At 71.2% G+C, this 16,403-nt stretch carries 15 protein-coding genes; 9 read left to right on the top strand and 6 right to left on the bottom strand.

The features are described from left to right. Positions 1-62: 62 nt before the first annotated feature. The 8 genes from ACIRL2_RS11235 (at position 63) to ACIRL2_RS11200 (ending at position 7,155) form a co-directional block, all read left to right on the top strand. On the top strand, positions 63-659 hold the full coding sequence (locus tag ACIRL2_RS11235; protein ID WP_402231673.1) for a hypothetical protein: 597 nt from the start codon (positions 63-65) through the stop codon (positions 657-659). Between the two features lie 198 nt (positions 660-857). After that, positions 858-1,862, top strand: a complete 1,005-nt coding sequence (gap, locus tag ACIRL2_RS11230) for a type I glyceraldehyde-3-phosphate dehydrogenase (RefSeq protein ID WP_402231671.1) — start codon at positions 858-860, stop codon at positions 1,860-1,862. A 118-nt stretch (positions 1,863-1,980) separates the two neighbouring features. Beyond that, positions 1,981-3,168: a phosphoglycerate kinase gene (locus ACIRL2_RS11225; protein WP_395862581.1), complete on the top strand. Its 1,188-nt coding sequence runs from the start codon at positions 1,981-1,983 to the stop codon at positions 3,166-3,168. Between the two features lie 5 nt (positions 3,169-3,173). Beyond that, positions 3,174-3,974, top strand: coding sequence for a triose-phosphate isomerase (gene tpiA, locus ACIRL2_RS11220; RefSeq protein WP_395862583.1), 801 nt, complete (start codon positions 3,174-3,176; stop codon positions 3,972-3,974). A gap of 306 nt (positions 3,975-4,280) precedes the next feature. Further along, the gene (locus ACIRL2_RS11215) at positions 4,281-5,945 is read left to right on the top strand and encodes a hypothetical protein (protein WP_402231668.1); all 1,665 of its coding nucleotides are present in this window, start codon (positions 4,281-4,283) and stop codon (positions 5,943-5,945) included. Continuing rightward, positions 5,942-6,295 (top strand): hypothetical protein, encoded by a 354-nt coding sequence (locus ACIRL2_RS11210; RefSeq protein WP_395862587.1) that lies wholly within the window; start codon positions 5,942-5,944, stop codon positions 6,293-6,295. The genes ACIRL2_RS11215 and ACIRL2_RS11210 overlap by 4 nt, the downstream gene beginning before the upstream one ends. Before the next feature lie 126 nt (positions 6,296-6,421). Next, positions 6,422-6,658: a preprotein translocase subunit SecG gene (gene secG / locus ACIRL2_RS11205; protein WP_026218871.1), complete on the top strand. Its 237-nt coding sequence runs from the start codon at positions 6,422-6,424 to the stop codon at positions 6,656-6,658. Between the two features lie 209 nt (positions 6,659-6,867). After that, positions 6,868-7,155: an RNA polymerase-binding protein RbpA gene (locus ACIRL2_RS11200; protein ID WP_020553570.1), complete on the top strand. Its 288-nt coding sequence runs from the start codon at positions 6,868-6,870 to the stop codon at positions 7,153-7,155. Between the two features lie 191 nt (positions 7,156-7,346). Here the strand turns inward: ACIRL2_RS11200 and ACIRL2_RS11195 are convergent, their stop codons facing one another. Next, on the bottom strand, positions 7,347-8,711 hold the full coding sequence (locus ACIRL2_RS11195) for a tetratricopeptide repeat protein (protein ID WP_402231666.1): 1,365 nt from the start codon (positions 8,709-8,711) through the stop codon (positions 7,347-7,349). A 275-nt stretch (positions 8,712-8,986) separates the two neighbouring features. On the opposite strand from ACIRL2_RS11195, the gene ACIRL2_RS11190 reads away from it, so the two are divergent. Continuing rightward, positions 8,987-9,598 carry a hypothetical protein gene (locus ACIRL2_RS11190; RefSeq protein WP_402231664.1) on the top strand — a complete coding sequence of 204 codons (612 nt, stop codon included), beginning with the start codon at positions 8,987-8,989 and terminating at the stop codon, positions 9,596-9,598. A 238-nt stretch (positions 9,599-9,836) separates the two neighbouring features. Here the strand turns inward: ACIRL2_RS11190 and pgl are convergent, their stop codons facing one another. The 5 genes from pgl to tal all read right to left on the bottom strand — a co-directional run bounded on the left by pgl (position 9,837) and on the right by tal (position 16,292). Then, positions 9,837-10,592, bottom strand: a complete 756-nt coding sequence (pgl, locus tag ACIRL2_RS11185; protein ID WP_402231662.1) for a 6-phosphogluconolactonase — start codon at positions 10,590-10,592, stop codon at positions 9,837-9,839. After that, positions 10,589-11,755 carry a glucose-6-phosphate dehydrogenase assembly protein OpcA gene (opcA, locus tag ACIRL2_RS11180; protein WP_395862594.1) on the bottom strand — a complete coding sequence of 389 codons (1,167 nt, stop codon included), beginning with the start codon at positions 11,753-11,755 and terminating at the stop codon, positions 10,589-10,591. The genes pgl and opcA overlap by 4 nt, the downstream gene beginning before the upstream one ends. Continuing rightward, positions 11,752-13,308 carry a glucose-6-phosphate dehydrogenase gene (zwf, locus tag ACIRL2_RS11175; protein WP_402231660.1) on the bottom strand — a complete coding sequence of 519 codons (1,557 nt, stop codon included), beginning with the start codon at positions 13,306-13,308 and terminating at the stop codon, positions 11,752-11,754. The genes opcA and zwf overlap by 4 nt, the downstream gene beginning before the upstream one ends. Continuing rightward, positions 13,305-14,987 carry a glucose-6-phosphate isomerase gene (locus ACIRL2_RS11170; protein ID WP_395862598.1) on the bottom strand — a complete coding sequence of 561 codons (1,683 nt, stop codon included), beginning with the start codon at positions 14,985-14,987 and terminating at the stop codon, positions 13,305-13,307. The genes zwf and ACIRL2_RS11170 overlap by 4 nt, the downstream gene beginning before the upstream one ends. A gap of 192 nt (positions 14,988-15,179) precedes the next feature. Next, the gene (tal, locus tag ACIRL2_RS11165; protein ID WP_402231657.1) at positions 15,180-16,292 is read right to left on the bottom strand and encodes a transaldolase; all 1,113 of its coding nucleotides are present in this window, start codon (positions 16,290-16,292) and stop codon (positions 15,180-15,182) included. Positions 16,293-16,403 lie beyond the last annotated feature (111 nt).

The following is a 16,403-nucleotide window of genomic DNA, read 5'->3' as shown; positions in this document are numbered from 1 at the left end:
TTAACGTCTCTGCGCACACGCGAGTTCCCGCGTGTGCGAGTTTTTATTCGGGGGGAATCACCTTGAGCAACAACGCGCCCGGCCCCTGGGGGCCGCCGCAGGGGCAGCCCGGCCCGGGGCAGTGGGGGCCGCAACCGGGCCAGGGGCAGTGGGGGCCGCAACCGGGCCAGGGGCAGTGGCAGCAACAGCCGGGTCCGCCCGGGCCGTTCGGTCCCGGTCCGTACGGCGGCCCGCCGCCGGTGCCGCCGCGCCGGCAGGGAAAGCCGGGCCTGGCCGTCTTGGCCGGAGTCGTCGCGATGCTGCTGGCCGCCGGGCTGTACGGCGTGATCACCGCGAAGGCGGGCATCGAGAGCAACTGGTTCGGTCTGGGCGTCGCGGCCCTGATCGCGTTCGTGCTCGGCCGAATCGGTGCCGCCGATCCGGTGCTGCCGTTCGTCGGTGCCGGACTGGCGATCCTGGGCGTCGCGCTCGGGCAACTCACTCAGATCACCATCGACGGCGCCGACAGCCTGGACATCTCGGTGCTCACCGCAGTGCGCGAATTCAGCAACGAGATCTTTCGGGAGTGGAAGGACGAACTTGGGTTCTTCGACGTGCTGATCTACGGTTTCGCGCTGTTCGGCGGCTTCGGTATCACCAAGACCGTCGGCGAGAAGTGACCGCGAGATCGAGCGCCCGTTGATCCGTTTTTGTGATGGTCCGTACGGCTCCGGGCGTCTTGTGCAGCAAGCCTGCGTGGAGGTGCCCGGGGCGTCACGGTAGGGTCGGACATGGCCGGGGATATCGCAGATTCCACTGACCATCTCCTCGGCCATTCACCATCAGGGCATTCGGCGTTCGACAGAGGAGATCGGTTCGTGACGATCCGGGTAGGCATCAACGGATTCGGCCGTATCGGCCGCAACTTCTTCCGCGCGGCGCTGGCCTCGGGCGCGGACTTCGAGATCGTCGGGGTCAACGACCTCACGAACATCGCGACCCTGGCCCACCTGCTGAAGTACGACAGCATCCTCGGCCGGATCGGCCACGAGGTCACCTACACCGACGACGCGATCACCGTCGGCGACAAGACCTTCAAGGTCATCGCCGAGCGTGACCCGGCCGCGCTGCCCTGGGGCGAGCTGGGTGCGGACATCGTGATCGAGTCCACCGGCATCTTCACGGACGCCGAGAAGGCCAAGAAGCACATCGAGGCCGGCGCGAAGAAGGTCATCATCTCGGCTCCGGCCAAGAATGAGGACGTCACGATCGTGATGGGCGTCAACCACGAGAAGTACGACGCCGCCGCGCACACGATCATCTCGAACGCCTCCTGCACGACCAACTGCGTCGCGCCGATGGCCAAGGTTCTCCTGGAGAACTTCGGCCTGGTCAAGGGCATGATGACCACGGTCCACGCGTACACGAACGACCAGGTCATCCTGGACTTCCCGCACTCGGACCTGCGCCGCGCGCGGGCCGCCGCGACCAACATCATCCCGACCTCGACCGGTGCCGCCAAGGCCACCGCCCTGGTCATCCCCGAGCTCAAGGGCAAGCTGGACGGCATCGCGATGCGCGTCCCGGTTCCCACCGGCTCGGTCACCGACCTGGTCGTCGAGCTGGAGCGCGAGGTGACCCGCGACGAGGTCAACGCCGCCTTCCAGAAGGCCGCCGAGGGCTCGCTCAAGGGCTACCTCACCTACACCGAGGACCCGATCGTCTCCTCGGACATCGTGACCGACCCGTCCTCGTGCACCTTCGACTCGGGCCTGACCATGGCCCAGGGCAAGCAGGTCAAGGTCGTCGGCTGGTACGACAACGAGTGGGGCTACAGCAACCGCCTGGTCGACCTGGTCGGCTACATCGGTGGTCAGCTCTGAGGGTGCGGTACACGCACCGATAACGCTTGACGATGCGGGCCCGGGTGACACGTCGTCACTCGGGCCCGTTTCTTGCGCTACCCCACCCGTTTCTTCGACATCCGAGGACGAGTCGAACTTGAAGACCATCGACGACATCGACGTATCCGGTAAGCGCGTCCTGGTGCGCGCCGACCTCAACGTCCCGCTCGACGGCGGACGTATCACCGACGACGGCCGGATCCGGGCGAGCGTGCCGACCATCAAGGCATTGGTCGACCGCGGCGCCAAGGTGATCGTGTGCTCGCACCTGGGTCGGCCCAAGGGCGCTCCCGAGCCCGCGTACTCGCTCGCGCCGGTGGCCGGGCGGCTGGGCGAACTGCTGGGCGCCGACGTGGCGTTCGCGACCGACACGGTCGGCGAGAGCGCGCAGGCCACGGTCGGCAAGCTCGCCGACGGCCGGGTCGCGCTGCTGGAGAACCTGCGCTTCAACCCGGGCGAGACGGCCAAGGACGACGCCGAGCGCGGCGCCTTCGCGGACCGCCTCGCCGAGCTCGCCGACGTGTACGTGGGCGACGGCTTCGGTGCGGTGCACCGCAAGCACGCCTCGGTGTACGACGTGCCGGCCCGACTGCCGCACGCGGTCGGCGGCCTGATCGCCACCGAGCTGGACGTGCTCAAGCGGCTCACCGACGACGTGCAGCGTCCGTACGCGGTGATCCTGGGCGGCTCGAAGGTGTCCGACAAGCTCGGCGTCATCGACAGCCTGCTGGACAAGGCGGACCGGATCCTGGTCGGCGGCGGCATGGTGTTCACCTTCCTGGCCGCCCAGGGCCACGAGGTGGGCAAGTCGCTGCTGGAGAAGGACCAGCTCGACCGGGTCCGCGAGTACCTCGCGCGGGCCGAGGCGAACGGCGTGGAGTTCGTGCTGCCGGTCGACGTGATCGCGGCCACCGCGTTCGCGGCCGACGCGGACCACGCGGTGGTCTCCGCCGACGCGATCCCGGCGGACCGGCTCGGTCTGGACATCGGCCCCGCGTCCGGCGAACTGTTCGCGGACAAGCTCGCGGACGCGCAGACGGTCTTCTGGAACGGCCCGATGGGCGTGTTCGAGATGGAGCCCTACAGCCACGGCACCCGCGCGGTGGCGCAGGGCCTGATCGACTCCGACGCGTTCACCGTGGTCGGCGGCGGCGACTCGGCCGCGGCCGTCCGCACGCTGGGCTTCGACGAGAACGCCTTCGGTCACATCTCGACCGGCGGCGGCGCGAGCCTGGAGTACCTCGAAGGCAAGTCCCTGCCCGGCCTCGAAGCCCTGGAGGGCTGAACCCGATGTCTGCCGTCAAGAACAACTCCGGTCGCACCCCGCTGATGGCGGGCAACTGGAAGATGAACCTGAATCACCTGGAGGCCATCTCCCTGGTGCAGAAGCTCGCCTTCACCCTGAACGACAAGGACTTCGACCGGGTCGAGGTCGCGGTGCTGCCGCCGTTCACCGACCTGCGCTCGGTGCAGACCATGGTCGACGCGGACAAACTCCGGTTCACCTACGGCGCGCAGGACATCTCGCAGCACGTGGGCGGCGCCTACACCGGCGAGATCTCCGGCGCGATGCTGGCCAAGCTCAACTGCACGTACGCGCTGGTCGGGCACTCCGAGCGGCGGCAGTACCACGCCGAGGACGACGCGCTGGTGAACGCGAAGGCGCACGCGGCGTACCGCAGCGGCCTGGTGCCGATCGTCTGTGTCGGCGAGGGCCTGGACGTGCGCAAGGCGGGCGAGCACGTGGCCCACACGCTCGCGCAGGTCGAGGGTGCGCTCAAGGGCATCACGGCCGAGCAGGCCGAGTCCGTGGTGATCGCGTACGAACCGGTCTGGGCGATCGGCACGGGCGAGGTGGCCACTCCGGAGAACGCGCAGGAGGTGTGCTCGGCGATCCGGGGCAAGCTCGCCGAGCTGTACACGCCGGAACTCGCGGACCGGGTGCGGGTGTTGTACGGCGGTTCGATGAAGCCCGGCAACGTGGCGGGGCTGATGGCGCAGCCGGACGTGGACGGCGGCCTGGTCGGCGGCGCCTGCCTGGCGGCCGAGGAGTTCGCGCAGATCGTCCGCTACCAGGAGCAGAAGGCCTAGCGGTCGCGCGCTCGCGGGTGACCCGCGGTGGAGGCCCGGAGCGGGAGATCGCTCCGGGCCTCCGCCATGTCCCAAGGCGCCTGTTCGGGACCGTCCGGGGCGTCCGCACGGGTTCGCCGGACCGTCCGCGATCCGGCCGCCGGCCGGAATCGCTCGTTCCTCATAAACCACACGTAAGTATTTCCAATCCGCTTGCCCCTCGCGTAACCGGTACCTGACCATAAGTCATCGCCAAGTGGCCGGTAGTCGCCCCTCCAGGGCGTTTCGGTCGGCCGACCCCAGGGGGTCCGGGTGTCATTTCCAGACATGTCCAGAACAGGGGATACCGGAGCGACGCGGTATCTGTGCACGGGTGCGGAGATCGACGAGCGGTTCGCCGCCCGGGTGATCGAGGAACTGTGGGAGAACGCCCACCGCGACCGGGCGCCGTCCTACGGATACAACGAACAGGCGGTCCTGGAACACGCGTTGGCCGCTCGACGGCGGCGGATCCTGCGCGATGTGATCGCGTTCCTAGTGCCCGCGGTGATGTTCCTGATCGGCTTCGGGTTCGCGCCCGGCCTGTTCTGGCTCGCGATCGTGGTCATCGTCGGGCTGCTGACGGTGCGCACCGGGGTCGCCGGCGGCGGTGGCGTCCGCGACTTCCGGACCCGGGCCGCGGCGCAGGTGTCCTGGGTGGCGGCGTTGCTGTTCGGGTTGATGTTGTACGTCGCGGGCGGGGAGGGCGGCTTCCCGTCCGGCGGCACGCTGGCGGCGACGGTGTTGCCCACCTACGCGGTCGTGGTGTTCGTGGTGTGGATCGAGCGCATGCAGCAGCGGGCCACCGTGGTCACGGACCTGGGGCCGGGGCGGACCTGGATGCCGGCCGAGCCACCGGCCGGCAACGCGACGCCGGTCCCGCCGGGAACCCTCCAGGGGGCCCTGGCCAAGGTGTTGCCGCCGCGCCCGACGCACGCGCCGGTGGGCGGCTCGGTCGGGACGCTCCCGACCGGCCCGCCGATTCCCTCCACGGTGCGCTACAGCGGATACCTGCCGTTCGTCGGCGCGGGTGAACTGGTGGAGAGCTGGACCTTCCCGGTCGAGTTGCGCGGCGCGGAGCCCTCGGTGCTGGAGGCGGCGCGCCCGTCCGGCGGGACGAAGGCGTTCACGCCGTTCACCGTCGAGGAGTTGACCAGCGCCATCTGCGCGTCGTTCGAGGAACTGGCCCGGTCCGAGGAGGGCCGGCACCGGTTGTCCGGACTGAGCGTGCAGATGCACGAGTTCAGCAGCGGGGTGACCGGCGGCGCGGTGCCGCCGCCGGCCGAGGCCACCCGGCGGTACCTGTGCGTGCGGGTGGGCACGTGGTCGCAGGAGGTGGTGGTCTCGGTACTGATCCGCTTCACCATGGACGGCCGACTGCTGTACACCGAACTGCACGAGTTGGTGCTGCCGCCGATCCGGCCGGACTACCACGTGGCCGACGAGTGGCTGCACACCGCCGACGCGGCGACGTTGTGGGGCGCGTTCGGCCGTTCGCTGGTGGATGCGCCGGGGCTGATGGTCTCCTCGGCGGGTCGACTGATGCGGGTGTGGGCCTCGTGGTGGCGCCGGTCGGGCAATCTGCGCGCGGCGGAGGAGCGCGCGGCGCGCAACCTCCCGGTGGACCGGGGTGCCCGGGCGTCGGTGCGAGAGTTGGGCGCGTCGGCGAACTACGCGACGTTCTTCCAGAACTCGGACGCGGAGAAGTACCTCAAGCTGATCGAGCGCAAGTTCACCGTGTTCGTGCTGGACTTCCTCCAGCGCCGGCACGTGGACGTGACCGAGTATCGGCAGCGCAACGAGCTGGTCCTGAACAACGGCGTCATCCAGCACGTCTCGGGTGATCTGAACAACAGCGGCGCGATCGTCGCCGGGCGGGGCAATCAGGCGTCCGTACGGGGTTCCGGTGCGGCCGGATCGGGCGCACGATCGACACCGGGAGGTACCACGTGAACGATTCCGCGTCGCATGCCGACGAACCGGACGAGAACGAGGACGAGCCGCGCGGCAACGACGGGATCAGCCTGTCGGGTGGCCCGGTGACCAACACCGGCGCGATCGTCGCCGGTGGCGACAACCGCGTCGCGGTGCGTCGTACCGGCTCCGCGCGCGGGTCCCGCGGCACCGATCCCGGGCACCCGCTGACCAGCACGGGTGCGCTGGTCGGCGGCACCGGCCACGACGTGGAGGTCGAGGACACCGGCGACGTGGATCCGGCCGCTCCGGAGCCGGCCGGCGATGCCGGGCAGGAGCCCCGAGGGCACGGGTCGCCGGGGGAGGGGTCCGAGCCCGGTCGACCGTAATAGTATGATCCGCCGGATTAGCCGAAGGGGCGCACGGCTCCCACATGCGGGGCGCGGCAGCGTACTCTGTCCGATGGCCGGGAATCCTCGGCCCCCGCGTTCCGCCAGAAGGAGTTGGGCCCGGCCGTGGTCACCGGTTTCTCGATCGCCCTGATCGTCTTCAGCCTGCTCATGGTGCTGTTGGTGCTGCTGCACAAGGGCAAGGGCGGCGGCCTGTCCGACCTGTTCGGCGGCGGCATGTCCTCCTCGCTCGGCGGTTCGTCCGTCGTCGAGAAGAACCTCGACCGCATGACCATCATCGTCGGTGTGTGCTGGTTCGTGACGATCGTCGTACTCGGTCTGCTGCTCAAGAACACGTACTGACAGCGCCGGTTCGGCCGCTGTTTCCACCCGCGCGGTGGCCTTTCTGACGGACTGTCGGAAAAGGCCCACCGCTCGGTTCAACCTTGCGCGGGGCGCACGTACACTGGACGCCAAGCCGCGCAACGGGGGCGCGACCTCAAGGACCAAGGGGAGTTTTTACCGTGGCAAGTGGCAACGCCATCCGTGGGAGTCGGGTCGGCGCCGGCCCGATGGGGGAGGCAGAGCGCGGCGAAGCAGCCCCACGTCTCCGTATTTCTTTCTGGTGCGCGAACAAGCACGAGACGCAGCCGAGCTTCGCGACCGACGCTCAGGTCCCCGAGACGTGGGACTGCCCCCGCTGCGGCCTGCCCGCCGGGCAGGACCAGCACAACCCGCCGGACGCCCCGCGTACCGAGCCCTACAAGACGCACCTCGCCTATGTGCGCGAGCGTCGCAGCGATGCCGACGGCGAGGCGATCCTCGCCGAGGCGCTGGCGAAGCTGCGCGGCGAGCTCTGAGTTTTCCGAGCCTCGACGAGTCGGCACGTCGGCGAGTCGCGAGGAGTCGGTGAGTCTCGACCCACACGTACGGCCGTAGGCCGTCGTGGGTGAGCCGCCGGGAGCGGCGATACACCTTCGGGTGCGTCGCCGCTCCCGGCGGCTCTTTTGTCGTGCGCCTTCGTCGTGGGCCGCAGGGGCGCCGCGCGAGGTCAGTCGTGGACGGGCAGCGCCTCGCGGGATTCGGGGCGGTGCTGCACCTGGCGGCGGTTGGCCTGCTGTGGGAGCGGGCGTTGGCCGCGTTCGATCCAGGCGGGCAACTCCTCGCCGGTGGCCGCGATCCAGCGGTTGCGGACCGCCTCCGGGTCGGCGCGATGCGCTCGGACCAGGGTGTCACCGGCCAGGTCGGAGACCCGGTCCAGGTTCAGCGCGGTGCCCACGCCCAGTGCCGCGGCAAGGGGTGGGACGGCGTCGGCGGGCCGGCCCGCGGCGACCAGGACGATGCCGTACAGCGCGTAGGTGACCGGGACTTCGGGGCGGCGGGCCAGCACCGGGTCGGCCCTGACCCGTCGGGCTCGCAGCCGGACCGCCTCCTCCAGCGCGTCCACCGCCTCGTCGTGCGCGCCGCCGGCGCTGTGCAGCAGGCCCAGGCTCTGCAGGGACGCGGCGAGTTCGTCCTCGCGGCGGCCGGCCGGGGCGTGCTCGGCGCCCGCGTGGCCCCGGCGGACCTCGACCGCGTCGGTGGCCAGCGCGATCGCCTCGGGACCTCGGCCGAGCCGGGCGAGCAGGGTCGCGTGGCGCAGCAGTACGGCGGCCTGGCGGGCCTGCGGGGGGCCGATCCCGAGCAGCCGTTCGGCCTCGGTGAACGCGGCTAGCGCGGCCTCGGTGCCTCCGGTGGCGGCCAGTCGACCGGCGAGTTCGTCCAGCGACATGGCCAGTTCGGCGCGATGTCGCTCGGGCGCCTGGGCGGCGAGCGTGCGGAACACCTGGACCGACTCGCGCAGCGCGCCCAGCGCCGCCGACTCGTCGCCGTGGTCGCCGAGCCGCGCGCCGAGTTCGCGCAGCGCCACCGCGAGCAGCGGGCGGTGTGCGCGGTGGTCGAGCGCGGCCAGTCGGCGGGCGTGTTCGGTGGCGCTGGTGGCCACCTTGACCGCGTCCTCGGCCCGGCCGTCGGCCGCCAGCACGGCGGCGAACGCGCGCAACCCGCCGACCAGCGCGGGACCGTGCCGGTGGTGGTCCTTGCCGGCCAACGCCCCCAGCATCCGCACCGCGGCGCGGGCGGGTGCCGCCGCGTCCGCGTGCCGGCCGGCCCGGGTCAGTTGCTGTGCCTTCTCGGTGAGCATCCGTGCCCGGGTGGCCTCGGCGTCGTCGGACTCGGCCGGCGGGCCGGTGCCGCCCGGCGGATTCGATTCCGGTTCGGCCGGATTGTGTCCCTCGCGGCGGGCGAATTCGGCGAAGGAGGGCGCGGCGGGCGGGGTTTCGGGCGTGGCACGGCCCGGACACGGCGACGCCTGCTCGCGCCGGTGCCGGTATTCCTCCAGGTGACGCTCATGGCGCCGCAGCCATCCGAACCGCACGGGTCCCACCTCGCCTCTGGTCCCGAAGACCTCCGCGTGACGCTATCGCGAGCGGGCCGCCGACGGGGCCGAACGGGTGCGGATCCGGCCACGGTCGGCTCGTCCGTGTGGTGACGAGATGTCCACCGAGCGCGATTTTACCAGAGTCGGTAGTTATCTTGAGGTTACCTTTACCTTACGCGTGTTGGTTCACGTATGGCGAGATTCCAAGATCGCTAATGTGTGCGAGTTCCATCGAAGTGCGGGCGCTCGGCGCCCGGCGTACAGGGGGTTCGATGTATCCGACGACTCGCAGGATGTGGGGCGGAATCACCGCCGCGACGGTCGCCGCGCTCGCGCTGGTCGCGTGTGACGCGGACGACAAGGACAAGAAGGACACGCCGAAGGCGGCCGACACGCCGGCCGCCACGGCACAGGTGGTGGCACCCGCGCCCAGCGGCGGTCCCACCGCCTCCGGCCCGGCGCGCACCCAGGCGCCGAAGTCCGCCAAGCCGTCGACGGGTGGGGCGAGCGGCGAACCGGGTGAGGACTGTGGCCCGCCGCCCGCGGCCAAGCCCGGCCACAAGATCGTGTATCCGACCAAGCTGCCCACCAAGGGCTCGCTGTACTACAAGAACACCAAGTTCGTCTGCGATCCCAACGACGGCCACTACGAGCCGGTCGGCGCCGAGCAGACGCCGCTGCTGTTCGCCCCGAAGGCCACCGGCACCTTCGCCGGCCCGCCGGCGCGGAAGGCGGAGTACATCGGCCAGATCTGGGAGCACATCGACAAGTGCCTGTCCCACCAGACCGACGGCGACAACCTGTGCTCGTCCAACGGCACGTACGACATCACCCTGAACGCGGCGAACGAGATCACCGACATCAAGGAGATCTTCCACTCCTGAGCGGGACGCGGGTGCGATCGTGACGCGGGAGCCGGCGGGTGGGCGTGCCCGGGTCGACCTCGAGAGGACACCATCGACCCGTGGAACTCCACGGCGACGAAGACGGGCCGGCGTGCCGCGGCGATGGCGGACGGCCCGCCCGGACCCGCACGGCACCTGCGAAAAAGTGGGGCGGGAGCCGACCGGCTCCCGCCCTACCCCGTGTTCGCAACCGGCCCACGGCCGAAGCCGCTTCGATCTACTCGGGCAGCTTCGCCGCCGCCGCCCGGTCCAGCAGCCACAACGTCGCGCCCGTGCCGTAGGCCCCGGCCGCCGGGGTCTTCGTGGCGTCCGTGGAGGTCCGGGCCGTGGCGACCGCGTCCGCCTTGTCCTCGCCCGCGGCGAGCAGCCACACCTCGTGCGCCGCTCGGATCGCCGGGAAGGTCAGGGTGATCCGGGTCGGCGGCGGCTTGGGGGCCTCGCGTACGGCGACCACCGTGCGCACCGACTCCGCCGTCGCGGCGAAGCCCGGGAAGAGCGACGCCACGTGCGTGTCGGGGCCGACCCCGAACATGGCCAGCGTGAACGCCGGCACCGACGCGCCGTCCGACGCGGCGGCGGCCAGTTCGGCGGCATAGCGCCGCGCCGCCGCGTCCACGTCGTCGCCGTCCGGACCGTCACTGGCCGGCATCGCGTGCACCAGCTCCGGCACCACCGGGACGGTGTCCAGCAACGCCTCGCGCGCCTGCCTCTCGTTCCGGTCGGGGTGACCGGCCGGCAGGAAGCGCTCGTCGCCCCACCAGATGTGCAGCCGGTCGAAGTCGATCGCACCCAGAGTGGGCGTGAGCGACAACTCGTGCAGCAGCGCGTTGCCGTTGCGGCCACCGGTCAGCACGAGGTGCGCGACGTCGAACTCGGCCTGGGCGTCCGCGACCCGCTGGATCAGCCCGGTCGCCGCCGCCTTGGCCATCAGCACGGTGTCCGCGTGCACCCGTACCGGCCCGTGCGCGCTCACGCGCCGCCGTCCTTCTTCTTCCGGGGGGTGCGCGGCGCGGCGGGCTTGGCCGCGGCGGCCTCGCCCTTGTCGACGGCCTTGCGGGTGGCGACCGGCTTGGTCGCCGCAGCGCTCGACGTGCGCTTGAGCGGCGGAGCCGTACCGAGGTCCTTGGTCGCCTTCGGGCGCGGCGCCTCGCCCTCCTCGGCGCGCTCCACGTCCCGCACCGGCGTCTGCGACACCGGAGGTTCGGTGAACGAGCCCGGCGAGGGATCGCGCGCCGCCTCCAGCGCGGCCCGGGCCAGGGTCGCCGCGTACACGTCGTCCGGGTCCAGCCGGCGCAGTTCCTCGGCGACCAGGTCGGAGGCCTCGCGGCGCTTGAGCGCGACCACGCGGTCCGGCTGGCCGGGCGAGGACAACGACGCCATCATCCCGTCCGGGCGGTCGATCACGATCTCGCCGTCCTCGGTCACCAGCGTCACCGAGGTGATCCCGGGACCGCCGGTCTCCACCCGCTCCACGTCGACCTCGAGCCGGTCGGTCAGCCACAGCGCGAGCAGTTCCGCGCTCGGGTTGCCCGCCTTGGCGCCGACCTTGGCGCGCAGGATCCGGCTGTACTTCTGGTCCAGCGCCGCGGCCAGCAGGCTGCGCCACGGCGTGGTCCGGGTCCAGGCCAGGTCGGTGTCGCCCGGCGTGTACGCGCTCGCGCGCAGACGCAGCACATCGGCCCGGCGCGGCGGCGCGGCGGCGTCGGTCACCCTGCGGGTGGCCAGCGCGCCCAGCAGGTCCTTGCTCGGCACCTCCGGCGCCCGACCGGGCCACCACACCACGACCGGCGCGTCCGGCAGCAGGAGCGGCAGCACGACCGACTCGGCGTGGTTGGCCAACTCGCCGTGCATGCGCAGCAGTACGGTCTCGCCCACACCCGAGTCGCCGACCCGGACCTCGGCGTCCAGCCGGGGGCTGATCTCCTGGCCGGGGCGGCCGATCACCACCAGGATCCGGGACGGGTGCTCGCGGGCGGCGGTGCTCGCGGCCTTCATCGCGTCGTACTGGTTGGCCTCGTCGGTGACGATGACCAGGGTGAGCACCATGCCGAGAGTGGGGCTGCCCATTCCTCGGCGGGCCTCCACCAGTGCGGCATTGATCTTGCTCGACTTGGTGTCCGTCAGATCGATCATCATGGGCGGCGCCAGCTCCGTCCGTCACGTGCGAGCATCTCGTCGGCCGCGTCGGGACCCCAGGTCCCGGACACGTAGGGCTCGGGCTTGCCGTGCTGCGCCCAGTGCTCCTCGATCGGGTCGAGGATCTTCCAGGACAGCTCGACCTCCTCGTGCCGGGGGAACAGCGGCGCGTCGCCGAGCAGGACGTCGAGCAGCAGTCGCTCGTACGCCTCCGGGCTCGACTCGGTGAACGACTCGCCGTACGCGAAGTCCATGTTCACGTCGCGCACCTCCATCGCGGTGCCGGGCACCTTGGAGCCGAACCGGACCGTCATGCCCTCGTCCGGCTGCACCCGGATGACCAGGGCGTTCTGCCCCAGTTCCTCGGTCGCGGTGGCGTCGAAGGGCAGGTGCGGCGCGCGCTGGAAGACCACCGCGATCTCGGTGACCCGGCGCCCCAGCCGCTTGCCCGCGCGCAGGTAGAACGGCACGCCCGCCCAGCGGCGGTTGGCGATCTCCAGCTTGATCGCGGCGTAGGTGTCGGTGCGCGAGTCCGGCGGGATGCCGTCCTCCTCGAGGTAGCCCTTGGCCAGCTCGCCGCCCTGCCAGCCGCGGGTGTACTGGGCCCGGACGGTACCGCGCGAGAGGTCGTCGGGCAGCTTGACCGAGCTGAGCACCTTGAGCTTCTCGGCGACCAGCGAGTCGGCGTCGAAGGACACCGGCTCCTCCATCGCGGTGAGCGCGAGCAGTTGGAGCAGGTGGTTCTGGATCACGTCGCGCGCGGCGCCGATGCCGTCGTAGTACCCGGCCCGGCCGCCGATGCCGATGTCCTCGGCCATGGTGATCTGTACGTGGTCCACGTAGGACCGGTTCCACAGCGGCTCGAACATGGTGTTGGCGAAGCGCAACGCCATGATGTTCTGGACGGTCTCCTTGCCCAGGTAGTGGTCGATCCGGAAGACCGCCTCGGGCGGGAAGACCTCGTCGACGACCTTGTTCAACTCGCGTGCGCTCTTGAGGTCGTGCCCGAAGGGCTTTTCGATCACCACGCGGCGCCACGAGTCGGCCTTGGGATCGGCGAGGCCGTGCTCCTTGAGCTGGCGCACCACCTCGGGGAAGGCCTTCGGCGGCACCGACAGGTAGAACGCGTGGTTGCCCTGGGTGCCCTGCTGCTCGTCCAGCTCGTCGATCGTCTGGCGGAGCTGGTCGAACGCCTTGCCGTCGTCGAACTCGCCCTGGACGAACCGGAATCCCTCGGAGAGCTGCTGCCAGACCTCTTCCCGGAAGGGGGTCCGGGCGTGTTCCTTGACCGCCTCGTAGACGACCTGGGCGAAGTCCTGGTTCTCCCAGTCGCGTCGGGCGAAGCCGGTCAGCGCGAAGCCCGGCGGCAGCAGGCCGCGGTTGGCCAGGTCGTAGATCGCCGGCATCAGCTTCTTGCGGGACAGGTCGCCGGTGACGCCGAAGATGACCAGACCGGACGGGCCCGCGATGCGCGGGAGTCGGCGGTCCTGCGGGTCGCGCAGCGGGTTCTCCGGCCACACGGCCGGCTTGGATTTGGCGGCCTTGGGGCTCATCGAGCCGCTCCGTCCACGAGGGCGCGGGCGGCGTCGAGCAGTTGCCCGAGTCCGGCCGCGCGGTCGGTCAGGTGCAGGCGCAGCACCGGGCGCTCGCGCGAGGTGATCGCGCCGAGGTCGCCCAGGGCCTGGGCCAGTTGCAGTCGGCCGAAGCTGTACGGCTTGGCCGGCACGTCCAGGTCCTCGGCGTTCGCGCCGGTGATCTGGAGGAACACCCCGACCGGCGGGCCACCCTTGTGGAACTGGCCGGTGGAGTGCAGGAATCGCGGCGCCCAGCCGAAGGTGACCTGCGCGCTGTCCAGAGCCTCGGCCAGCAGCGGCCGCAGCTTGGGCGCGTCGGTGTCGCCGAGCCGGTCCAGGTAGGCCATCACCGCGAGGTAGCCGTTGTCGGGCACCGTCGCCAGCAGTGCGCGCAGCGCACCGGTGAGGTCGCTCGCGCCCTCCAGCAGCGCGGCGTCGCCGTGCACCTCGACCGCGCCCTCGACGAAGGCCGGCGTGCCCACCGGCAGCGGGCCGTCGTCGCCCGCCTTGGTCAGCAGCGCGCCGGTGTTGTCCTTGGACTCCTGCACGTTCGGCTGGTCGAACGGGTCGATGCCGATCACCCGACCGGCGATCGCCGTCGCGTACTCCCACAGCAACAGCTGCGCGCCCAGCGGTCCGCTGACGCGCAGGTCGACGTCGGGTCGTTCGATCTCCTCGGCGCCGATCATGGTGCGCACCGCGTCGATGCCCACCTTGTGGCCGAACCCGGGCGCGTCCACGCCCTCGACCACGACCGGCAGGATGCCCCGGCCCTGCTTGCCGGTGGACTCGGCGATCAACTGCTCGGCCCAGTCGCCGAAGCCGACGATGTCGCCGGTCTCGGCGAGTACGAGCTTGTCCCGGCCGTGGTTGGCCGCGGCCCCGAGCACCGCGCCCAGCAGCAGCCCCGGGTTGTCCCGGTCGCCGGCCAGCGCGGGCGCGAGCGCGGCGGCGTCGTCGAGGAGTTGCTCGACGTCCACGCCGGCCAGCGCGCTGGGCACCAGCCCGAACGCGGTCAGCGCCGAGTAGCGGCCACCGACGTTGGGGTCGGCGAGCACGATGGTGTAGCCGGCGTTGCGTGCGGTGTTCTCCAGCGGCGAGCCCGGGTCGGTGACGACCACGATCCGGCCGGCGAGCTGGTCGTTGGTCAAGCCCTCGTCCAGGAAGGCCTGTTCGAACGCGCGGCGGTGGCTGTCGGTCTCCACCGTGCCGCCGCTCTTGCTGGAGACGACCACGACGGTGCGCTCCAGGTCCTCGCCGAGCGCGCGGCGGACCTGGGCGGGGTCGGTGGTGTCCAGCACGGTGAGCTTCTTGCCGTAGGTGGCGGCGATCACCTCGGGCGCCAGCGACGAGCCGCCCATGCCGGCGAGGACCACGTGGTCCAGGCCCTCGGCGCTCAGCCGCTCGCGCAGCTCGGCGAGCTGCGGCAGGAGCGCGCGCGAGGAGGCGGGCAGATCGACCCAACCCAGCCGGATCGCGGCCAACGACTCGGCCTCCGGACCCCACAGGGTGGCGTCGGAGGCGACCAGGCGCGCGGGCACCTTGTCCACGACGCAGGCGGTGATGACTTCGGCGACTGCGGCGGCGTGCGATAGGTCACCGGAAACGGTGACGTCCACGCCGCCGGCGGTCACGCGTTCGTCGTTTGCGTGTACCACGGGCGGTCAGCCCTCCTATTAATGGGGTGGGAGTGTGCTGAAATCATGCCCTGATTGCGTGGAGTATCCGTCCCGTCGCCGCCGAACGGGTCACGTTCGGCGGCGACGGGACGAAGGGGTGCTGCGCCGGTCGGCGAGGGAGGCCGACCGGGTCCTGCGGTCTCGAGCGACTGCTCGTCGGTCCGGCGGGCGTCAGCCCTTGGCGAGCCGGTCCAGCTCGCCCTGCACGGACGCGAGCAGCTCGTTCCAGGAGGTCTCGAACTTCTCGACGCCCTCCTCCTCGAGCAGGTCGACGACCTCGTCGTAGGAGATGCCGAGCTTGGCGATCGCGTCCAGGTCGGCCTGGGCCGACTCGTACGTGCCGTGCACGGTGTCGCCGGTGATGGCGCCGTGGTCGGCGACCGCGTTCAAGGTGGCCTCGGGCATCGTGTTCACGACGCCCTTGACGACCAGGTCGTCCACGTACATCGTGTCGCGGTACGCCGGGTCCTTGACGCCGGTGGAGGCCCACAGCGGGCGCTGCGGCCGGGCGCCGGCAGCGGCGAGGGCCTGCCACCGCTCCGTGCCGAAGACCTCTTCGTACGCCTGGTAGGCCAGTCGCGCGTTGGCGACCGCCGCCTTGCCGGCCGCGGCCTTGGCCTCGTCGGTGCCCAGGGCCGCCAGCCGCTTGTCGATCTCGGTGTCCACACGGGAGACGAAGAAGGACGCCACCGACTCGATCTTGGAGATGTCCAGACCGGCCGCGCGAGCGCGCTCGATGCCCTCGACGTAGGCCTCCATCACCTCGCGGTAGCGGGCCAGCGAGAAGATCAGCGTGACGTTGACGCTGATGCCCTCGGCGAGCGTCTGCGAGATGGCGGGCAGGCCGGCCTTGGTGGCCGGGATCTTGATGAACAGGTTCGGCCGGTCGACGAGCCACCAGAGCTGGCGGGCCTCGGCGATGGTCGGCTCGGTCTTGTGCGCCAGCCGCGGGTCGACCTCGATCGACACCCGGCCGTCGACACCGTCGGTCGCCTCGTAGACCGGGCGCAGCACGTCGCACGCCTGGCGCACGTCGGCGGAGGTGATCATCCGCACGGCCTCTTCGACGGTGACGCCGCGCACCGCGAGGTCGCGTACCTGCGCGTCGTAGACGTCGTTGCCGGTGATCGCCTTCTGGAAGATCGCCGGGTTGGTGGTCACGCCGACGACCTCGCGGTCGCGGACGAGTTCGTGCAGGTTGCCGGACTCCAGCCGCGTCCGGCTCAGGTCGTCGAGCCACACGGCCACGCCCTCGGCGGACAGGCGACGCAGGGGTTCCGTCATGACACTTTGCTCCTTCTCGAGTCGGCGGCCGGGTCCGGATCGCTCTTGGGTGCCGGACCGGCGCCCGTCGTGGGCGGTGTCGGGCGGGTGTTCCCACCCGACACCGCCCAC

This window comes from Embleya sp. NPDC127516 (assembly GCF_044765325.1).
Taxonomy (GTDB): Bacteria; Actinomycetota; Actinomycetes; order Streptomycetales; family Streptomycetaceae; genus Embleya.
Note: the sequence above shows the minus strand (reverse complement) of the source record. Positions and strands in the feature narration are given on the sequence as shown.